The following is a 20,141-nucleotide window of genomic DNA, read 5'->3' as shown; positions in this document are numbered from 1 at the left end:
GAGGGAATCGATATGAAACATTTAGTGACAGTCTCAACGCTAGAAGTAAATGAAATTCTACAAATCTTAAGTGATGCTGAAAACTATCGAGTAAATCAACGAGGGTGGTACCCGAAGGAAAAGATGTTTGTGGCAAACCTATTTTTTGAAGCGAGCACGAGAACGCGCTGCAGTTTTGAAATGGCTGAGCAAAAGTTAGGTTTAACAACCATCCCTTTTGAAGTGACAACGTCAAGTGTCCAAAAAGGAGAAACTCTTTACGACACCATTGAGACGCTAGCAGCCATTGGAGTTCAATCGGTGGTCATTCGCCATCCAGAAGATCGCTATTATGAAAAGCTTCAAGAACAAGTATCGATTCCAATTCTTAATGCAGGGGATGGCTGTGGTCAGCATCCAACGCAGTGCCTGCTGGATTTACTCACGATTCAGCAAGAGTTTGGGTCTTTCAAAGGCTTAAAAATTGCCATTATGGGGGATTTGAGGCATAGTCGCGTTGCCCGTTCAAACGCTGAAATGTTAACAAAGCTAGGCGCAACGGTTTATTTCGCTGGACCAGAAGAGTGGCGAGATGAGTCAAATCCATATGGTACATATATAGGCGTGGATGAGGCTATACAAACTGTTGATGTGGTGATGTTACTTCGAATTCAGTTTGAAAGGCATTCAAAGAACCACTCTACTTTAGAGGAAGAATATCACAGTCGCTACGGCCTTACGGTTGAGCGAGAGAAAAGTATGAAAAATGGCAGCATTATCTTACACCCGGCTCCAGTCAACCGCGGGGTAGAAATTGCGGATGAACTAGTTGAGTGTCAACGCTCAAGAATTTTTAAACAAATGGAAAACGGCGTTTACATCCGAATGGCTGTTTTAGCACGATCATTACAATCAGTTGAAAGGGGAATGAATGATGAAAACAATTATCAAAAATGCTACATGGTTAACTGAGGGAAAGCGTGAAAGAATTGAATTAAAGATTGAAAATGGCATAATCACTGAAATTGCAAGCGAAATTCCCGCAACGGATGAAGAGGTTATTGATGCAAACGGTCATTTAGTAGCACCAGGTTTTATTGATGTGCATGTTCATTTAAGAGAGCCTGGTGGAGAAAAGAAAGAAACAATTGAAACGGGAACGTTAGCAGCTGCCAAAGGTGGATTTACCGCAATTGCAGCTATGCCAAATACCCGCCCGGTACCAGATACTGTTGAACAAATGGAATGGCTGAATAAACAAATTGAAGAAACAGCCCATGTACGTGTGCTACCTTATGCATCCATTACAATTCGTCAGCTTGGAAAAGATCTTACAAACTTTGAAGGGTTAAAAGAAGCCGGAGCATTTGCTTTTACAGATGATGGTGTGGGTGTCCAGTCGACAGGAAAGATGCTAGAAGCAATGAAAACAGCTGCTGAACTAGACAAAGCAATTGTTGCACATTGTGAAGATAATGAACTTATTAACAAAGGGTGTGTACATGACGGAAAGTTTGCAAAAGAGCATGGGCTTAACGGCATTCCATCTATTTGTGAAGCCGTGCAGATTGCAAGAGATGTTCTACTAGCGGAAGAAGCAGGCTGTCACTACCATGTATGTCATGTAAGTACAAAAGAGTCCATTCGTACAATTCGCGATGCGAAAAAAGCAGGCATTCGCGTAACTGCCGAAGTAACGCCGCATCACCTTTTATTAAGCGAAGAAGATATTCCATCGCTTGATGCTAACTTCAAAATGAACCCGCCACTTCGCGGAAAAGAAGATCAACAAGCGCTAATTGAAGCGTTATTAGACGGAACGCTTGATTTCATTGCAACAGACCATGCGCCGCATACGGCTGAAGAAAAAGCGGAAGGGATGGAGCTTGCTCCGTTTGGAATTGTTGGGCTTGAAACCGCGTTTCCACTTCTTTATACAAACTTAGTTTTAAAAGGAGTCATTACATTAGAGCAGCTCATTTCGTACTTAACGAATAAGCCGGCAGAAACGTTTAAGCTTCCATACGGAACGCTTGAAGTTGGAAAACCAGCAGATTTGACGCTCATTGATTTAGAAACAGAAAGAAAGATTAATCCAGCAGAATTTGTATCAAAAGGTAAAAATACACCATTTGCAAACTGGTCTTGCAAGGGCTGGCCAATCATGACATTAGTAGAAGGTAAACAAGTATGGGAGGATGTTAAAGTATGCAACGTCAACTAATTTTAGAAGATGGAACAGTATTTATTGGAGAAGGATTTGGCAGCGAAAGAGAGATGACGGGAGAAGTTGTCTTTAATACAGGCATGACGGGATATCAAGAAATTTTATCAGATCCCTCTTACTGCGCACAAATCGTCACTTTAACATATCCTATGATTGGAAACTACGGAATTAATCGCGATGATTTTGAATCGATTGAACCAGCTGTGCATGGTTTAATTGTGAAAGAAGTTTGCGAAGTCCCATCAAATTTCAGAAGTGAACTTTCAGTTGATGAGTTTTTGAAACAAAAAGACATTCCTGGTTTAGCTGGAATTGATACGCGTAAACTAACGCGTAAAATTCGCCAGCACGGTGCGCTTCGCGGTCGAGTATGCGGGATGGACGTGAACGTAGAAGAGGTAGTTACAGGTCTTAAAAACTACAGCTTGCCAACAGATTCAGTTAAAAAAGTATCAACAACAAATGCATATCCAAGCCCAGGACGCGGTCAAAAAGTAGTACTAGTTGACTATGGAATGAAGCACGGGATTCTTAGAGAATTAACGGCTCGCCAGTGTGACGTCATCGTAGTTCCTTACAACGTGACTGCAGAAGAGGTTCTTCGCTTGAACCCAGATGGGATTATGCTGAGCAATGGACCTGGAGATCCAAAAGATGTGCCGGAAGCTATCGATATGATTAACGGAATTTTAGGAAAAGTACCTTTGTTCGGAATTTGTTTAGGACATCAATTATTTTCATTAGCCTGCGGGGCAGATACAGAGAAAATGAAGTTTGGTCATAGAGGTTCTAATCATCCTGTAAAAGATTTACGAACAAACAAAGTTGCTCTTACTTCTCAAAACCATGGCTATACGGTGCGTGAAGCATCACTAGAAAACACGGATTTAGAAGTTACGCATATCGCGTTAAATGATGGAACAGTTGAAGGAGTTAAACATACGAAGTATCCAGCGTTCACCGTACAATATCATCCAGAAGCATCACCTGGACCAGAGGACGCAAACGGATTATTTAATGAATTTATGGAACTTATGAAAAACAATCAGAAAGTAGGTAATTGCTAATGCCAAAACGTCAAGATATTCAAACTATTTTAGTAATCGGATCAGGTCCAATCGTCATTGGTCAAGCAGCAGAATTTGATTATGCTGGTGCACAAGCATGTATTGCATTAAAAGAAGAAGGGTACAAAGTTATTCTTGTAAACTCCAACCCTGCAACGATTATGACGGATTCCGAGATGGCAGATAAAGTATATATCGAACCTCTAACGGTTGAGTTTGTAAGTTCAATTATTCGTAAAGAGCGCCCAGATGCGTTACTCCCAACACTTGGAGGACAAACGGGACTAAACTTAGCTGTTGAGCTTCACAACACAGGTATTTTAGAAGAATTTAACGTTGAAATTCTTGGTACAAAGTTATCAGCTATTGAACAAGCAGAAGATCGTGAGCAGTTCCGCTCTCTAATGAACGACCTAAACCAGCCGGTTCCAGCAAGTGAAATTATCCATACGCTTGACGAAGCATATTCATTCGTTGAACAAGTAGATTATCCAGTTATTGTTCGTCCAGCATACACGTTAGGCGGAACAGGCGGCGGTATTTGTCATAATGAACAAGAACTCATTGAAATTGTCACAAGCGGTTTGAAAAACAGTCCGGTAACGCAATGTCTATTAGAAAAAAGTATTGCTGGATTTAAGGAAATTGAATATGAAGTAATGCGTGATGCAAACGATAATGCAATTGTTGTATGTAACATGGAAAACTTTGACCCAGTAGGGATTCACACGGGTGATTCTATCGTTGTAGCACCAAGTCAAACGTTAAGCGATCGTGAATATCAGCTATTACGAAATGCTTCACTAACGATTATTCGAGCATTAAAGATTGAAGGTGGATGTAACGTTCAGCTAGCGCTTGACCCAGAAAGCTTTCAATACTATGTCATTGAAGTAAATCCGCGCGTAAGCCGTTCTTCAGCACTTGCATCGAAAGCGACAGGATATCCAATTGCAAAGCTAGCAGCTAAAATTGCTGTTGGATTAACTCTAGATGAAATGATGAATCCTGTTACAGGAAAAACGTATGCATGCTTTGAACCAGCGCTTGATTACATCGTATCAAAAATTCCACGCTGGCCGTTTGATAAATTTGAATCAGCTAACCGTAAGCTTGGAACACAAATGAAAGCAACAGGCGAAGTAATGGCAATTGGTCGTACGTTTGAAGAGTCACTTCTAAAGGCTGTTCGTTCGCTAGAAGCAAATGTTCATCACTTAGAGCTTAAAGACGCGCATGAGTTTAGCGATGAAATCATTGAAAAGCGAATTCGTAAAGCAGGCGATGAGCGTTTATTCTACATCGCTGAAGCAATTCGCCGCGGCGTAACGATCGAGCAGATCCACGATTGGAGTAAGATTGACTTATTCTTCTTAGTGAAGCTTGAACGAATAATTGCATTTGAAGCTGTGTTAAAAGAAGAGATTCATAATATTGAAGTGTTACAGAAAGCAAAAGAAATGGGATTTGCAGATGATACCATTGCGAAGCTGTGGAATCAATCAGAGCGTGAAGTATATGATTTCCGCAAGCAAAATGGCGTAACACCAGTTTATAAAACAGTTGATACATGCGCAGCAGAGTTTGAATCAAGCACACCTTACTTCTATGGGACATTTGAAGAGGAAAACGAGTCAACCGTAACGGAGCGCAAGAGTGTGATGGTGTTAGGATCTGGTCCGATTCGTATCGGTCAAGGAATTGAATTCGACTATGCGACGGTGCATTCCGTATGGGCAATTAAAGAGGCTGGTTACGAAGCAATCATTGTTAACAACAATCCAGAAACCGTTTCGACTGACTTCAGTATCTCAGATAAATTATACTTTGAGCCGCTTACGGTAGAAGATGTAATGCATATTATCGACTTAGAAAAGCCAGAAGGTGTGGTTGTTCAGTTCGGTGGACAAACAGCTATCAATCTAGCAGAAGAGCTTGCAGCAAGAGGTGTAAAAATCTTAGGAACATCTCTAGAAAGCTTAGATGCAGCCGAAAATCGTAAAAAGTTTGAAGCAACGCTTGCTCGATTAGATGTACCGCAACCCTTAGGTAAAACTGTAACTTCAGTTGAAGAAGCAGTCGTTGTTGCAAGTGAAATCGGCTATCCAGTTCTTGTTCGTCCTTCTTATGTACTAGGTGGACGTGCAATGGAAATTGTATACAAAGAAGAAGAGCTGCTGCATTACATGAAAAATGCAGTAAAAGTACACGCAGACCACCCTGTTTTAATCGACCGTTACTTAACGGGTAAAGAGATTGAAGTAGATGCAATCTCTGATGGTGAAACAGTGGTTATTCCAGGAATTATGGAGCACGTAGAGCGCGCAGGTGTCCACTCAGGTGATTCAATTGCAGTCTACCCTCCTCAAACATTATCAGAGGAAGTAAAAAACACGATTATCGACTATACAACAAGAATTGCGAAAGGCTTAAATATTATCGGACTGCTGAACATTCAGTTTGTTCTATCAAAAGGGGAGGTTTATGTACTAGAAGTAAACCCACGCTCAAGTCGTACGGTACCGTTCTTAAGTAAAATTACGCGCATTCCAATGGCTAATGTTGCGACAAAAGTGATTTTAGGAACAAGCCTAAAAGATCTCGGCTACGAGTCTGGTCTACATCCAGAAGAAGAAGGCGTGTATGTAAAAGTACCGGTGTTCTCATTTGCGAAGCTACGCCGTGTTGATATTACGCTTGGACCAGAAATGAAGTCAACGGGTGAAGTAATGGGACAAGATTCCACGTATGAAAAAGCTCTTTACAAAGGCTTAATTGCGTCGGGAATGTCAATCAAACCATACGGCTCAGTACTGATGACGGTAGCAGATAAAGACAAAGAAGAAGCAACAGAGCTTGCAAAACGCTTTGCCAATATCGGTTATCAAGTTATTGCAACAGAAGGAACAGCAGAAGTATTCGAAAAAGAAAACATTCGCGTGAAAGTGGTAAACAAAATTCACGACCAAGATCATAACCTACTTGATGTCATTCGCACAGGTGAAGCGCAGCTTGTGGTTAACACATTAACAAAAGGTAAGCAACCGGCTCGTGATGGATTTAAAATTCGTCGTGAAGCAGTTGAAAATGGCGTACCTTGCTTAACGTCACTAGATACAGCAGAAGCAATTCTACGCGTACTTGAAACAATTAGCTTCCACACCGTACCGATGAAAGAAGCGCGCCCAGCTCGTGAGGTGACAACTGTATGAAAAAACATGAAATGATGCAAGTCGTCAAGCAGCGTCCTTTAACTCATAACGTTTACGAATTAACACTGAAAGGCGAGCTTGTTCGTTTCATGAATGAGCCTGGTCAGTTCGTTCACATTCGCGTTGAGAATCAGTATTTACCCCTTCTAAGAAGGCCGATTAGCATCGCTGAAATTAACCAACATGCAAATGAGTTTAAGATGATTTATCGTGCGGAAGGTGCAGGAACAAAGCTACTTGCTAACAAGCAGTCAGGCGAAGCAGTAGATGTGTTAGGACCTTTAGGTCACGGGTTTCCGACAGATGTGCTAGAAAGTGGGAAAACAGCTGTATTGGTAGGTGGAGGGATTGGAGTTCCTCCTCTATACGAGCTGTCCAAACGCTTAATGGCAAAAGGAATCAAGGTTGTTCATGTACTTGGATTTCAGTCAGCTGCGGATGTGTTTTATGAAGAAGAATTTAACGAACTAGGAGACACGCATATTGCAACGGTGGACGGAACTTTGGGTACAAAAGGGTTTGTAACGGACGTAATTGATCGACTTCAACTGCCGTACGACACGATGTTTTCTTGTGGCCCAACGCCCATGCTACGTGCTTTAGAAGCAAACTATAGCGATAAACCCCTTTATATTTCATTAGAGGAAAGAATGGGCTGTGGAATTGGAGCTTGTTTTGCATGTGTATGCCGTCAAGCTGAAGAGTCTAATGCATATAAGAAAATTTGTAGTGATGGACCCGTTTTCCAAGCAGGGGAGGTGCTTTTATGAACATGCTTCAAACGAAATTACCAGGATTAAATTTAAAAAATCCCATCATGCCAGCTTCGGGATGCTTTGGGTTTGGAAGAGAGTATGCACAGTTTTATTCATTGGATACGCTTGGAGCTATCATGATTAAAGCTACAACTGCGGAAACAAGGTTTGGAAATCCAACACCGCGCGTGGCAGAAACCCAAGCAGGGATGCTAAATGCAATTGGATTACAAAACCCAGGGTTAGAAAAAGTTATGTCAGAAGAGTTAGTATGGCTTCAAAAATACGATGTACCCATTATTGCAAACGTTGCAGGTGCATCTGTTGAAGAGTACGTAGAAGTGGCAAAGAAGATTTCAACTGCTTCAAATGTAAAAGCATTAGAGTTAAATATTTCATGTCCAAACGTAAAAGAAGGTGGCATCGCTTTTGGCGTTGATCCAGTGATTGCTGCTCGCTTAACAAAAGCGGTAAAAGAGGTATCGGAAGTGCCTGTATACGTTAAGTTATCTCCGAACGTGTCAAATATTGTAGAGATGGCTACAGCAGTAGAAGCAGCGGGAGCAGATGGATTAACGATGATTAATACGCTTTTGGGAATGCGTCTTGATTTAAAAACGGCACAGCCGGTGTTAGCAAACGGAACTGGCGGATTATCAGGTCCGGCAATTAAGCCAGTAGCTATTCGTATGGTGCATGAAGTGAGCCAAAAAGTAAATATTCCAATCATTGGAATGGGTGGAGTGACGACGGCTGAAGATGCGCTGGAATTTTTATACGCAGGTGCGAGCGCAGTTGCAGTAGGAACAGCAAACTTTGTAGATCCTTACGTCTGTCCAACTATCATCGATGAGCTGCCAAAATTAATTAATTCTTTAGGGTATGAGCATGTATCTGAATGTGTAGGAAGGAGCTGGAAAAAACATGAAAAAGCCGTTTATCATTGCTCTTGATTTTTCATCACTTCATGATGTGGAAAATTTTTTAGCTCCGTTTCAAGGAGAGTCTCTTTATGTGAAAGTAGGAATGGAGCTTTTCTATAAAGAAGGGTTAGCAATCGTTTCTTATTTAAAAGAGCAGGGACATGAAATTTTTCTAGACTTGAAGCTTCATGATATTCCGAATACAGTGAAAAATGGAATGAAATCATTGGCTTCTCTAGACGTTGATTTAGTGAACGTTCATGCGGCCGGAGGTACACACATGATGCAATCGGCTCTTGAAGGGCTGGAAGCAGGTACTTCTGCTGGTAAACAGCGCCCGCTATGCATCGCAGTGACTCAGCTCACAAGCACATCTGATACAATGTTGAAAGAGCAGCAGCTTATTACACATTCAATGCAAGAAGTTGTAACACATTATGCTTCTCTTGCTCATCAAAGCAAATTAGATGGTGTGGTATGCTCAACTCATGAAGTGCCAAGCATACGTAAGGCTGTAGGTAAATCGTTTTTAACCGTAACGCCTGGAATTCGAATGGCGCTTGATTCAAATGATGATCAAGTACGAGTAGCAACACCTGAGCTTGCGAGAGAATACGGGGCAAGTGCTATTGTAGTAGGACGCTCTGTGACAAACGCAAGCAATCCAGTAGAAGCTTATTACCAAATGTTAAAGCAATGGAAAGGGGAGCATGTATCACAATGACAAACTTACGAAAAGAAATCGCCAAACAACTAATTGATATCCAGGCAGTTAGCCTTCAACCAGATCACCCATTTACATGGGCTTCTGGAATTAAATCTCCCATCTATTGTGATAATCGCCTAACGCTATCTTATCCAGGTGTTCGAAAAGAGATTGCTAAAGGTTTGCAAAGTTTGATTAAAACATATTTTGCAAATGCAGAAGTAATTGCAGGAACGGCAACGGCTGGAATTCCACATGCAGCGTGGGTGAGCGAAGCGCTTGAGTTACCGATGTGCTATGTTCGCAGTAAAGCGAAGGGACATGGTCGTGGTAACCAAATTGAAGGAAAAGTAAAAGAAGGTCAAAAGGTCGTTGTAATTGAAGACTTAATCTCAACTGGGGGCAGTGTTCTGACAGCAGTGAATGCGTTAAAAGAACAAGGCTGCAACGTACTGGGTGTCGTATCTATCTTTACATACGAACTGGAAAAAGCGCGTCAGTTATTTAAAGAAGAAGGTTTGCAGGTTTACTCATTAACGGATTATTCAACGCTTGTAGAAGCGGCAAGTGAAGCAGGATACATCCAGGAAGCTGCAATGAAAAAGCTCTTTAAATGGAGAGAAAACCCTTCAGATCCAGCTTGGATGACAGCTGAAGAAACGGTTTAACCTAAATGAAAAAGCGTGTCCATGATATGACGGACACGCTTTTTTATGCTGAAATTAATCTCTTAATTTTAATACAAGCTCTTCATTTGGCGTTACGTAAACCGTTTGCTGATTGTCGTAAGTAACAAAACCAGGTTTAGCACCATTCGGTTTCTTTACATGGCGAATCTTTGTAAAGTCAACCGGTACGGAGCTGGAATTTTTCGCCTTGCTGAAGTAAGCTGCAAGGTGAGCAGCTTCAAGAATGGTTTCTTCTGTTGGCTCAGCGTCACGAATAACGACGTGGGACCCAGGTGTATCTTTTGTATGAAACCAAAGATGGTCTCTGGCTGCCAGCTTATTCGTTAAGTATTCGTTTTGTTTGTTGTTTTTGCCGACCAAGATAACGGTACCGTCACTTGCTTTATATTGCTCAAGCGTTGGAGTTGAATTCTTTTGCTTTTTATTTTTCTTTTGCTGGCGATTGCGTAGATAGCCTTCTTCTACAAGCTCCTCGCGAATTTCAGCAATATCTTTGTGAGAAGCTGTCTCCATTTGCTGCAGTAAAGATTCAAAGTAGACAATTTCTTGTTGGGCTTTTTCAATTTGTTCATGAACAATTGCTACTGAATTCTTTGCTTTTTGATATTTAGTAAAGTAGCTCTGCGCATTTTGAGCAGGCGTTTTTTGAGGATCAAGCTCAATTGTTAGCGTCCCACCCTTTTCATCATAGTAGTTTATGACATCAACGGTTGTATCTCCTTTTTTAACGAGGTGTAAATGCGACGTTAAAAGCTCTCCTGCAAGTTGGTATTCACCGGCTTTTTCAGCCTGCTGTAGCGTTCTTTGCAACTTATTAATTTTCTTTTCATTTTTCTTTTTTTCAGTTGTCATGAACTGAAGTAAATCATGTGCTTGTTGCTTAACGCGATCGCGCTCTGCTTTTCCATAATAGAAGCGGTCTAAAAGTTCACTAATGGTTGGGAACGTCTTTTCTTCACCTTGTAAGTGGCTAAGAGCCAGAAGGTGAAAGTAATCTTTTCCTTGCACCGAAGTGAAGGTTGGCTGCATGTTGCCGTTTTGAATGGCACTCATTGTATTAATAAACGCTTTGGGTAACGTAGTTTGATTGGCCAGACCAGCGCGATAGACAATTTCATTGGCAAGCAACGGTGAGAACCCAGCGAAAGCTTGAACGAGCTGATTGCCAATCTTTCCACTGTTGAAGTCTAAACTTCTTAAAACCATTTCTTCATCCGCTTCAAAAGGATCTAGCTTTTCTTGATTTGGTGGCAGTACATAAGTTGCACCAGGCAGTAGCGTACGGTGACGATTTAACGCCATTGGAATGTGCTTGATGCTATCGATAATGATATTTGTTTCTTTATCCACAAGCATGATGTTGCTGTGGCGACCCATAATTTCAATAATAAGCTGCTTAGATGTTACATCTCCAATTTCGTTGCGACCTTTTGTTTCAATAACGAGAATACGATCGAGCCCTAGCTGGTAGATTCGTTCAATAATATTTCCTTCTAGATGTTTACGAAGAAGCATGCAAAACATTGGCGGTTCAGCCGGGTTTTCATATGTTTCATTTGTAAAGTGAACGCGTGCGTAATTGGGGTGAGTTGAAATAAATAGCTTCCGATTTTCCCCCTTCGCTCGAACTTGTAAAATTAGTTCATTTGGAAATGGTTGATAGACTTTTGCGATTCGACCGGATGTTAATGCGTTATCTAATTCTTGTAAGATTCCGTATGTAAAGATTCCGTCAAATGACATGTTGTTCACATCCTTTAATGTTTCAAAAATAGTCCTTCGTAAAAGTATAGCATTTTTTAGGACGAGTCTGAATAAGCATACGATATAACATTGTAACAATCTATGTGACTCATTTACAAACAAAAGGGTGTGAAGGAATGCGATGAAATGGTATGAGCTGAGTGAGCGAGCAACATTAGAAGTGACAAAAACAGATAAAGAAAATGGATTAACTGCAAAAGAAGTCGCATTGAGGCAAAAGCAAGAAGGTTTCAATGAGCTTGCTGAAGGTGAAAAGCAGTCTGCGCTGCTCGTATTCTTGGAACAGTTTAAAGATTTTATGGTTTTGGTTTTATTAGCAGCTACGCTAATATCGGGCTTATTAGGAGAGTATATTGATGCTATTGCCATTATTGCGATTGTCGTGATTAATGGGTTTCTTGGATTCTTTCAAGAACGTCGTGCTGAAAAGTCCCTTAATGCACTGAAGGAATTATCGGCGCCGCAGGTACTTGCTTTACGAGACGGTAAGTGGTCAAAGACTCTTTCTAGAGAACTGGTAGTGGGAGACATTGTCAAGTTTGGAAGTGGTGATCGGATTGGTGCTGATATTCGTCTTATTGATGCTAAAAGTTTAGAAATTGAAGAATCAGCGCTGACAGGTGAATCTGTCCCTGTTCCAAAGTATACGCGCGTATTAGAAGGAAATGAAATTCCACTTGGAGATCAAGAGAACATGGCATTTATGGGGACGCTTGTGACGCGTGGAAGCGGTGTTGGAGTTGTAGTAGGGACAGGTATGAAGACTGCCATGGGACAAATCGCCGACTTATTACAAAATGCAGAAGCAGTCATTACCCCACTGCAACGAAAACTTGAGCAGCTTGGGAAAATTCTCATTATTGTTGCGCTTTTATTAACTGTTCTTGTAGTGGGAATTGGTGTCTTGCAAGGGCATGATTTATATACGATGTTCTTAGCAGGCGTATCACTAGCCGTTGCTGCAATTCCAGAAGGATTGCCAGCAATTGTAACCGTTGCTTTATCATTGGGCGTTCAGCGAATGATTAAACAAAAATCCATTGTTCGGAAGCTTCCAGCTGTTGAAACACTGGGCTGTGCATCTGTTATTTGCTCAGATAAAACGGGAACGCTTACTCAAAACAAGATGACCGTTACTCACTTGTGGTCAGGTGGGAAAACGTGGAATTTATCTGGAACAGGCTATGACCCAAGCGGTACGTTTTCTGCTGAGGGGAAAGAAGTTAATGTTAGTCGAGAAAAACCGCTGCAGCAGCTGTTGCTGTTCGGCCTATTATGTAATCAAACAACGGTTACGAAAAAAGACAAAGATTATGTAGTCGATGGTGATCCTACAGAAGCCGCTTTAGTTGTAGCCGCAATGAAAGCGAACTTTACCCGTCAAAATGTAAAAGGAGACTTTAAAGTTATTGAAGAGTTTCCCTTTGATTCTACTAGGAAGATGATGAGTGTGGTGATAGAAGGCAAGGATAACAAGCGCTATGTGGTGACAAAGGGTGCACCAGATATTCTACTAACAAATAGCAAGTCAATTGTATGGGAAAATCGTCATCAACAGCTGTCTCCTAGCGGTCGTGAAGAAGTGCAAAACGCCATCCATTCTCTAGCGAGCCAGGCACTTCGAACGATTGCGGTTGCTTATCGCCCGCTTGAATCGTACGAAACCATTACTACTGAACAAGCAGCTGAAAAAGAGCTTGTGTTTTTAGGACTTCAAGGGATGATTGACCCTCCACGACCTGAAGTAAAGCAGGCTGTAAAAGAATGCCGAGATGCTGGCATTAAAACGGTTATGATTACAGGAGATCATGTGATAACCGCTGAAGCGATTGCCAAGCAGCTTGGGATTTTACCAAAGGGAGGACGAGTACTAGAAGGCCATACGTTAAATACAATGTCACAGTCGGAGCTTGAAGACGTAGTAGATGATGTATATGTTTATGCACGCGTATCGCCTGAGCATAAATTAAAGATTGTTAAAGCGTTACAAGCAAAAGACCACGTTGTGGCTATGACAGGTGACGGTGTAAACGACGCACCTGCAATTAAAGCAGCCGACATTGGCATAGCAATGGGAATTACAGGAACGGACGTTGCTAAAGAAGCCTCAGCGCTGGTGCTACTAGATGATAACTTTGCAACGATTAAATCAGCGATTAAAGAAGGGCGAAACATTTATGAAAATATTCGAAAATTCATCCGATACCTACTTGCTTCTAATGTAGGAGAAATACTTGTAATGTTGTTTGCCATGATTCTAGCTCTGCCGCTTCCATTAGTACCCATTCAAATATTATGGGTCAACTTAGTGACGGATGGCCTTCCGGCGATGGCATTGGGGTTAGATCAACCTGAAGACGATGTAATGAAGCGTAGACCAAGGCATCCAAAAGAAGGGGTGTTTGCACGCGGACTTGGTTGGAAGGTAGTAAGTAGAGGGTTTTTAATTGGAATAGCGACCCTTGCTGCGTTTATTATTGTCTATGATAACAACCCTGATAACTTACAATACGCTCAAACGATAGCATTTGCTACGCTTGTCATGGCCCAGCTAATTCATGTGTTTGACTGTCGAAGTGAGAAGTCCATTTTCGACCGGAATCCTTTTGAAAATCTTTACTTAGTTGGTGCGGTTATTTCATCAATTTTGCTAATGCTAGTTGTTATTTATTATCCACCTTTACAACCAATCTTCCATACGATGGCTATTGCGCCAAGGGAATGGTTAATTATTTTAGGTTTAGCAAGTGTTCCAACATTTTTATTAGCGGGATCACTTTTAACAAGAAAAAAATCGTAATTAATGATATAGTAATAAGCACTGGTGGAAGCATACGGTTTGCTTTCACCAGCTTTTAATGAGTGAGGTACATTGCTTTTACTCTTTTTTTGAGTAACACTTTCTTTTATTTCTTTTTTTTTGTAAGATGTACATAGTGGATGTGATGATAATGATAAGAAGTATGACAGGTTTTGGCCGAGGACGAGCAGATAATGAGGTTCAAGCGGTAACGGTAGAAATGAAATCGGTAAATCATCGCTTTTGTGAAATTACTGTGCGAATGCCAAGGCAATTAATGGAAATTGAAGATAAAATAAAAAAAATCATTCAAACATACATAAAACGTGGTAGAGTAGAAGTATTTGTTACGATTTCAGGTGAAGGATTAGCTAAAAAGACGTTACAAACGGATTGGGAGTTGCTAGGTGAGTATATGAAAGCTTTCCAAGAAATTAGCGAGCGTCACCAGCTTTCCAAGTCTGTTGAAATTCAAGATATTCTGCATATGCCTGACGTAATGACGACTTCTGAAGAAGAAGTAGACCAAACATCAATTCACCAGCTGGTTTTTACAGCGGTTGAACAAGCAGTAGGTCAGCTGCTAACGATGCGTGAAAAAGAGGGGCAAGAATTATATCAAGATTTAGTTCAGCACCTCACCAACATCCAGCAGCTTCGCAACGAAGTAGAATCGCTTGCACCGACTGTTAGTGAGCAATATGAGGATCGCTTGAGAAAAAGATTAACCGACTATCTTGAAGGTACAATCGATGAACAGCGAGTGCTAGCAGAAGTGGCTATTTTCGCTGAAAAAGCAGACGTTAATGAAGAATTAACCCGTATTCACAGTCATCTTACTCAGTTCTTTCAAACAATTGATACAACCGATGTTATCGGGAGAAAGCTTGATTTTCTTGTGCAAGAGTTAAATCGAGAAATGAACACAATTGGAGCGAAAGCGAATAATGGTAAGATTGCTCAATGTGTCATCGATATGAAAACGCAGCTAGAGCGTTTGAAAGAACAAGTTCAAAATATTGAATAGTTACTAGTAGCCTTCAGAATAGACGGACACAATATGGATACAGTAGGGGGCTTTGTATGAGCGGTAAATTAATTAATGTTGGATTTGGAAATTTTATTTCTTCTAATCGCATCATTTCTGTCGTTCAGCCGGAATCAGCACCAATTAAACGAATTGTGCAAGAAGCGAAGGATCGCGGAAGTTTAATTGATGCCACGCAGGGAAGAAAAACCCGAGCTGTGATTGTAATGGACAGTAATCATATTATTTTAGCTCCTGTTCAACCGGAAACTGTAGCACAAAGACTTGTGAATAAAGAAGAATTAGTAGAAGGGTAGGGCGTATAAACCAATGATTGAAAGAGGTTTATTAATCGTTCTTTCCGGACCGTCAGGTGTTGGAAAAGGAACGGTAAGAAAAGCATTATTTGAACAAGAAGATATTAAACTTCAGTACTCTATTTCAGCAACAACGCGTCGTCCACGTGAAGGCGAAGTTGATGGTGTGGATTATTTCTTTAAAGAGCGCGAAGAATTTGAGCACATGATTGAAAATAAAAAGCTTCTAGAGTGGGCAGAGTACGTAGGGAACTACTACGGTACACCAATTGACTACGTCGAAGAAACGTTAGCTTCAGGGAAAGATGTCTTTTTAGAAATTGAGGTTCAAGGTGCTCTTCAAGTGAAAGAAGCATTTCCAGAAGGATTGTTTATTTTCTTAGCACCACCAAGCTTATCAGAGTTGAAGAGTCGTATTGTAAACCGCGGTACAGAAACAGAAGATTTAATTAACAACCGTATGCGTGTAGCAAAAGAAGAAATTGAGCTTATGGATGCATACGATTATGTAGTAGAAAATGACAAGGTAGAAAATGCATGTGCACGTATTCAAGCAATTGTCACGGCAGAGCATTGCCGCCGCGACCGTGTATCTGCACGCTATAAAAGAATGTTGGAGGTAGAATAAATGCTTTATCCGTCAATTGATTCATTAATGCAACGTTTAGATTCTAAATATACGCTAGTAACAGTAGCTGCAAAGCGCGCACGTCAACTTCAAATGCATAATGATACAACAATCCAAAGACCTGTATCTCATAAATTAGTAGGTTGTGCATTAGAAGAAATCAACTCAGAACAACTTACGTATACGCACGTACCTTCAAAAGATGAGAATGAAGAAAGATAATTGTTAAAATAACAACCTATTCGCAGTAGGTTGTTATTTTTTTCTGTTAGAAAGAGGGTTTGTCAAAATCAACTTCTATTCTTGAACATGTTATAATATGGACATTGTAAAGGTTGTTCAGTAGATAAAAAGATGGGAGTATGGGTAACGATGTTGAAAGGAAAACGAATTTTATTATGTGTTAGTGGTGGAATTGCTGTTTATAAGGCATCGGCTTTAACCAGTAAGTTAGTACAAGCAGGAGCCGAAGTGAAAGTCATTATGACAGATTCTGCTCGTGAGTTTGTTACGCCGTTAACATTTCAAGCACTTTCAAGAAATCCTGTATACACAGATACATTTGATGAAAAAGATCCGGCTGTTATTGCACATATTGACTTAGCAGATTGGCCAGATTTAATTCTTGTCGCACCTGCTACTGCTAATATGATAGGGAAATTAGCAAATGGAATTGCTGATGATATGATTTTAACTACTCTTCTTGCTGCCACAGCTCCAGTTTGGATTGCTCCAGCAATGAATGTTCATATGTACGATCATCCAGCTGTAAAAAAGAACATGCAAACATTAGCTTCATTTGGCTATCAGTTTGTGGAGCCTGGAGAGGGTTATTTAGCATGTGGTTATGTTGGGAAAGGAAGGTTAGAAGAACCTGAAACAATTGTTAGTCTTCTACAGTCTTATTTTTATGACCAAAAGCCACCTCAAGCGCTAAAAGGTACGAATGTTTTAGTTACAGCAGGGCCAACGGTTGAACGAGTGGATCCTGTACGTTTCTTTACTAATCGTTCGACTGGGAAAATGGGCTATGCTATCGCAGAAGAAGCAGCGAAGCAAGGAGCCAACGTAACGCTTATATCTGGGCCAACACAGCTGACGCCACCCGTTAACGTCAAAACAGTTCAAATCGAGAGTGCACAGCAGATGTTTGAAGCGGTGATGAAGCATTATACGGATATGGATGTTGTCATTAAATCCGCGGCAGTTGCTGACTATCGTCCAAAGCATGTTCATCAGCAAAAGATGAAGAAGCAGACGGGAGAGGCAGTACTAGAGTTGGAGCGCACTACTGACATTTTAAAAACGCTCGGAGATTATAAAGATTACAATCAGGTGCTCGTTGGATTTGCAGCAGAAACAGAACAGGTAGACTTATATGCTCAAAAGAAGCTCGAAAGCAAAAATCTAGATATGATTGTCGCTAACAACGTAACAAGTGAAGGTGCAGGTTTTGGAACAGATACGAATATCGTAAAATTTTATAAGCGAAACGGTGAGCAAAGGCAGCTTCCTCTTATGTCTAAATCATCTGTCGCTAAAGTTTTATTAGAAGAAGTGAAGCAGCTGCTAGAGAGTGTTCGACAATGAATTTTGCTAGCGTAATTGTTGACGTAGCAGCGAAGCAGACAGACCGAGCATTCGATTACTCGATTCCTCAACAGTGGAGAGAAATTCTTGTCCCAGGAATGCGGGTAATCGTTCCGTTTGGCCCGCGCAAGGTGCAGGGGTTTGTTGTAGACGTTAAATTAGAAACAGATGTAAAGCGAACGAAGCCAATCGCTGAGCTGCTTGATTTAACACCTGTGTTAACGCCTGAACTATTAGAGCTAGGTCATTGGCTCACTGAAAAAACGCTTTGCTTTAAAATATCTGCTTTTCAAGTAATGCTCCCTGCTGCGATGAAAGCAAAATATGACAAAAAGATATTGCTTCAACCAGGAGTAGAAAGTTCACAGCTTCACTCAAAGGTTCAGCCGTACTTTCAACATACTTCCGAAGTGATGTGGAGCGACATTGAGAAATCAGAGTCTGTAAATAGCTTTTATCGCGATATTCAAAAAGGACTCTTAGAAGTTGTATATTTAGTCAAAAGTAAAGGGAATAAAAAGACCGTGAAAGCTCTTCGTTTAGCTCAGCCGCCTGAACATGTCAAACAGCTGCTCCAAGAGTTGCCTAAACAAGCTGAAAAGCAAAAGCAAGTGCTTGAATTTATGCTTGTGCAAGAAGAAGTAGTAGCACAAAGAGACATTATGACTGTGCTTAACGTAACGAGTGCACCTATTAAAGGATTAGTTTCAAAAGGATTGCTTCACGAGGTTGATATGGAGATTTATCGAGACCCGTATGCCAATCGTGATTTTATTCCTTCAAAACCTTTTTCGTTAACAGATGAGCAATCGGCTGCTATCAAGCCAATCCTGCGCGATATTGAGAACCATGAACACGATGTTTTTCTCATGTATGGTGTAACTGGAAGCGGTAAAACGGAAGTGTATTTACAGTCAATTGATCAAGTGTTGAAACAGGGGAAAGAAGCAATTATGCTTGTTCCAGAAATATCACTAACGCCTCAAATGGTCAAAAGATTTAAAGAGCGATTCGGTTCGAAGGTAGCTGTGATGCATAGCGGTTTGTCGGCCGGTGAGAAATACGATGAGTGGCGTAAAATTCAGCGCAAAGAGGTATCCGTAGTCGTAGGGGCAAGGTCGGCTATCTTTGCTCCGTTTCAACATGTGGGCATCATCATCATTGATGAAGAGCATGAAACGAGCTATAAGCAAGAGGAGAATCCCAGGTATCACGCGCGCGATGTGGCAATTAAACGCGCAGAATTTCACAACTGTCCAGTAATTTTAGGAAGTGCAACCCCGACACTAGAGTCATTTGCACGTGCTCAAAAAGGGGTTTATAAACTTCTGCCACTACGCGAACGAATGAATAAATCAGCTCTTCCAAAAGTAGATATTGTAGATATGCGTGAAGAGCTCCGCGATGGAAACCGGTCAATGTTCTCTACGCTTCTTCTTGAAAAAATACGTGAGCGCCTTGAAAGACGAGAACAAATTGTATTGTTCTTAAATAAGAGAGGGCACTCATCTTTTGTTATGTGCCGTGACTGTGGATATGTTCCTTCGTGTCCGCACTGTGAAATTTCATTGACATATCACCGCTACCAAAACCGAATGAAATGTCATTACTGTGGCTATGAAGAGCTAACTCAAACGGCTTGTCCAGAGTGCGAAAGCGACCATATTCGCTTTTTTGGATCAGGGACGCAAAAGGTGGAAGAAGAGCTTGGAAAGGTGTTGCCTGAAGCGTCTGTCATTCGAATGGATGTTGACACAACAAGCCGAAAAGGGGCGCATGAAAAGCTCCTAACAAAGTTTGGAAATGGAGAAGCGCAGATTTTATTAGGTACGCAAATGATTGCTAAAGGTTTAGACTTTCCAAACGTAACGCTTGTTGGGGTGTTATCAGCAGATACGATGTTGAACCTTCCTGACTTTCGAGCTGCTGAAAAAACGTTTCAGCTCCTTACACAAGTAAGCGGAAGAGCGGGACGTCACCACTTGCCTGGTGAAGTCGTTATTCAAACCTATGCTCCTGAGCATTACAGCATTCAGTTAGCAAGTCAGCACGACTATGATACTTTTTATCTTGAGGAAATGAAGCTTAGACAAGCTCATCGTTATCCACCGTTCTTTTATTTGGCGTTGGTAACTGTCTCACATGAAAACGTGGCAAAAGTGGTGTCTGTGACTGGGAAAATATCGCAGTATTTAAGACAAAAGCTCTCTCCGCAAGCCGTTATTTTAGGACCTGTTGCCTCTCCAATTGCTAAGATAAAAGATAGATATCGATATCAATGCATGATAAAATACAAGCTGGAACCAAATATGATACCAGCTTTAAAATATGTAGTGAACCAGTACCAAGATCAAATGCAGCAGGAACAATTAACGATTACGATTGATTTACACCCTTATTCAATGATGTAAATCGACAACTAAAACGTTAAATGACTGCAGTTTTGGATATAAATAG

Annotated in this window: 16 protein-coding genes; 15 read left to right on the top strand and 1 reads right to left on the bottom strand. The window is 41.0% G+C overall.

What is annotated here, in order from left to right; translation table 11 throughout:
* Positions 1 to 12: 12 nt before the first annotated feature.
* Genes AC1UFB_RS10290 through pyrE form a run of 8 tightly spaced genes read left to right on the top strand, consistent with a single transcriptional unit; the run spans position 13 to position 9,537 of the window.
* Complete coding sequence (locus AC1UFB_RS10290; RefSeq protein WP_025909054.1) at positions 13 to 951, top strand: aspartate carbamoyltransferase catalytic subunit; 939 nt, start codon at positions 13 to 15, stop codon at positions 949 to 951.
* Positions 914 to 2,203 carry a dihydroorotase gene (locus AC1UFB_RS10285; protein ID WP_025909053.1) on the top strand — a complete coding sequence of 430 codons (1,290 nt, stop codon included), beginning with the start codon at positions 914 to 916 and terminating at the stop codon, positions 2,201 to 2,203. The genes AC1UFB_RS10290 and AC1UFB_RS10285 overlap by 38 nt, the downstream gene beginning before the upstream one ends.
* Positions 2,188 to 3,273 carry a carbamoyl phosphate synthase small subunit gene (locus AC1UFB_RS10280; RefSeq protein WP_025909052.1) on the top strand — a complete coding sequence of 362 codons (1,086 nt, stop codon included), beginning with the start codon at positions 2,188 to 2,190 and terminating at the stop codon, positions 3,271 to 3,273. The genes AC1UFB_RS10285 and AC1UFB_RS10280 overlap by 16 nt, the downstream gene beginning before the upstream one ends.
* On the top strand, positions 3,273 to 6,485 hold the full coding sequence (gene carB / locus AC1UFB_RS10275) for a carbamoyl-phosphate synthase large subunit (protein WP_100346905.1): 3,213 nt from the start codon (positions 3,273 to 3,275) through the stop codon (positions 6,483 to 6,485). The genes AC1UFB_RS10280 and carB overlap by 1 nt, the downstream gene beginning before the upstream one ends.
* On the top strand, positions 6,482 to 7,255 hold the full coding sequence (locus AC1UFB_RS10270; RefSeq protein ID WP_078989346.1) for a dihydroorotate dehydrogenase electron transfer subunit: 774 nt from the start codon (positions 6,482 to 6,484) through the stop codon (positions 7,253 to 7,255). Before carB ends, AC1UFB_RS10270 begins: the two co-directional genes overlap by 4 nt.
* The gene (locus AC1UFB_RS10265; RefSeq protein ID WP_078989347.1) at positions 7,252 to 8,193 is read left to right on the top strand and encodes a dihydroorotate dehydrogenase; all 942 of its coding nucleotides are present in this window, start codon (positions 7,252 to 7,254) and stop codon (positions 8,191 to 8,193) included. The genes AC1UFB_RS10270 and AC1UFB_RS10265 overlap by 4 nt, the downstream gene beginning before the upstream one ends.
* Positions 8,165 to 8,887, top strand: a complete 723-nt coding sequence (pyrF, locus tag AC1UFB_RS10260) for an orotidine-5'-phosphate decarboxylase (protein ID WP_078989348.1) — start codon at positions 8,165 to 8,167, stop codon at positions 8,885 to 8,887. Before AC1UFB_RS10265 ends, pyrF begins: the two co-directional genes overlap by 29 nt.
* Positions 8,884 to 9,537: an orotate phosphoribosyltransferase gene (pyrE, locus tag AC1UFB_RS10255; RefSeq protein WP_025909047.1), complete on the top strand. Its 654-nt coding sequence runs from the start codon at positions 8,884 to 8,886 to the stop codon at positions 9,535 to 9,537. Before pyrF ends, pyrE begins: the two co-directional genes overlap by 4 nt.
* A gap of 54 nt (positions 9,538 to 9,591) precedes the next feature.
* On the opposite strand, the gene AC1UFB_RS10250 is transcribed toward pyrE, so the two are convergent.
* Complete coding sequence (locus AC1UFB_RS10250) at positions 9,592 to 11,301, bottom strand: Rqc2 family fibronectin-binding protein (RefSeq protein ID WP_482589136.1); 1,710 nt, start codon at positions 11,299 to 11,301, stop codon at positions 9,592 to 9,594.
* A gap of 142 nt (positions 11,302 to 11,443) precedes the next feature.
* Between AC1UFB_RS10250 and AC1UFB_RS10245 the strand changes: the two genes are divergently transcribed.
* From AC1UFB_RS10245 to priA, 7 genes are all read left to right on the top strand, one after another.
* Positions 11,444 to 14,122 carry a calcium-translocating P-type ATPase, SERCA-type gene (locus AC1UFB_RS10245; protein ID WP_062686226.1) on the top strand — a complete coding sequence of 893 codons (2,679 nt, stop codon included), beginning with the start codon at positions 11,444 to 11,446 and terminating at the stop codon, positions 14,120 to 14,122.
* Between the two features lie 151 nt (positions 14,123 to 14,273).
* On the top strand, positions 14,274 to 15,149 hold the full coding sequence (locus tag AC1UFB_RS10240; protein ID WP_482589134.1) for a YicC/YloC family endoribonuclease: 876 nt from the start codon (positions 14,274 to 14,276) through the stop codon (positions 15,147 to 15,149).
* A gap of 56 nt (positions 15,150 to 15,205) precedes the next feature.
* Positions 15,206 to 15,466 (top strand): extracellular matrix/biofilm regulator RemA, encoded by a 261-nt coding sequence (gene remA / locus AC1UFB_RS10235; protein ID WP_025909043.1) that lies wholly within the window; start codon positions 15,206 to 15,208, stop codon positions 15,464 to 15,466.
* 13 nt (positions 15,467 to 15,479) lie between these two features.
* The gene (gmk, locus tag AC1UFB_RS10230) at positions 15,480 to 16,094 is read left to right on the top strand and encodes a guanylate kinase (RefSeq protein WP_025909042.1); all 615 of its coding nucleotides are present in this window, start codon (positions 15,480 to 15,482) and stop codon (positions 16,092 to 16,094) included.
* The gene (gene rpoZ / locus AC1UFB_RS10225; RefSeq protein WP_025909041.1) at positions 16,095 to 16,316 is read left to right on the top strand and encodes a DNA-directed RNA polymerase subunit omega; all 222 of its coding nucleotides are present in this window, start codon (positions 16,095 to 16,097) and stop codon (positions 16,314 to 16,316) included.
* A 150-nt stretch (positions 16,317 to 16,466) separates the two neighbouring features.
* Positions 16,467 to 17,684: a bifunctional phosphopantothenoylcysteine decarboxylase/phosphopantothenate--cysteine ligase CoaBC gene (gene coaBC / locus AC1UFB_RS10220; protein ID WP_062686224.1), complete on the top strand. Its 1,218-nt coding sequence runs from the start codon at positions 16,467 to 16,469 to the stop codon at positions 17,682 to 17,684.
* Positions 17,681 to 20,095, top strand: a complete 2,415-nt coding sequence (priA, locus tag AC1UFB_RS10215) for a primosomal protein N' (RefSeq protein WP_062686222.1) — start codon at positions 17,681 to 17,683, stop codon at positions 20,093 to 20,095. Before coaBC ends, priA begins: the two co-directional genes overlap by 4 nt.
* The last annotated feature ends 46 nt before the right edge of the window (positions 20,096 to 20,141 follow it).

The sequence above is a fragment of the Priestia sp. KCTC 13724 genome (genome assembly GCF_056820425.1).
Note: the sequence above shows the minus strand (reverse complement) of the source record. Positions and strands in the feature narration are given on the sequence as shown.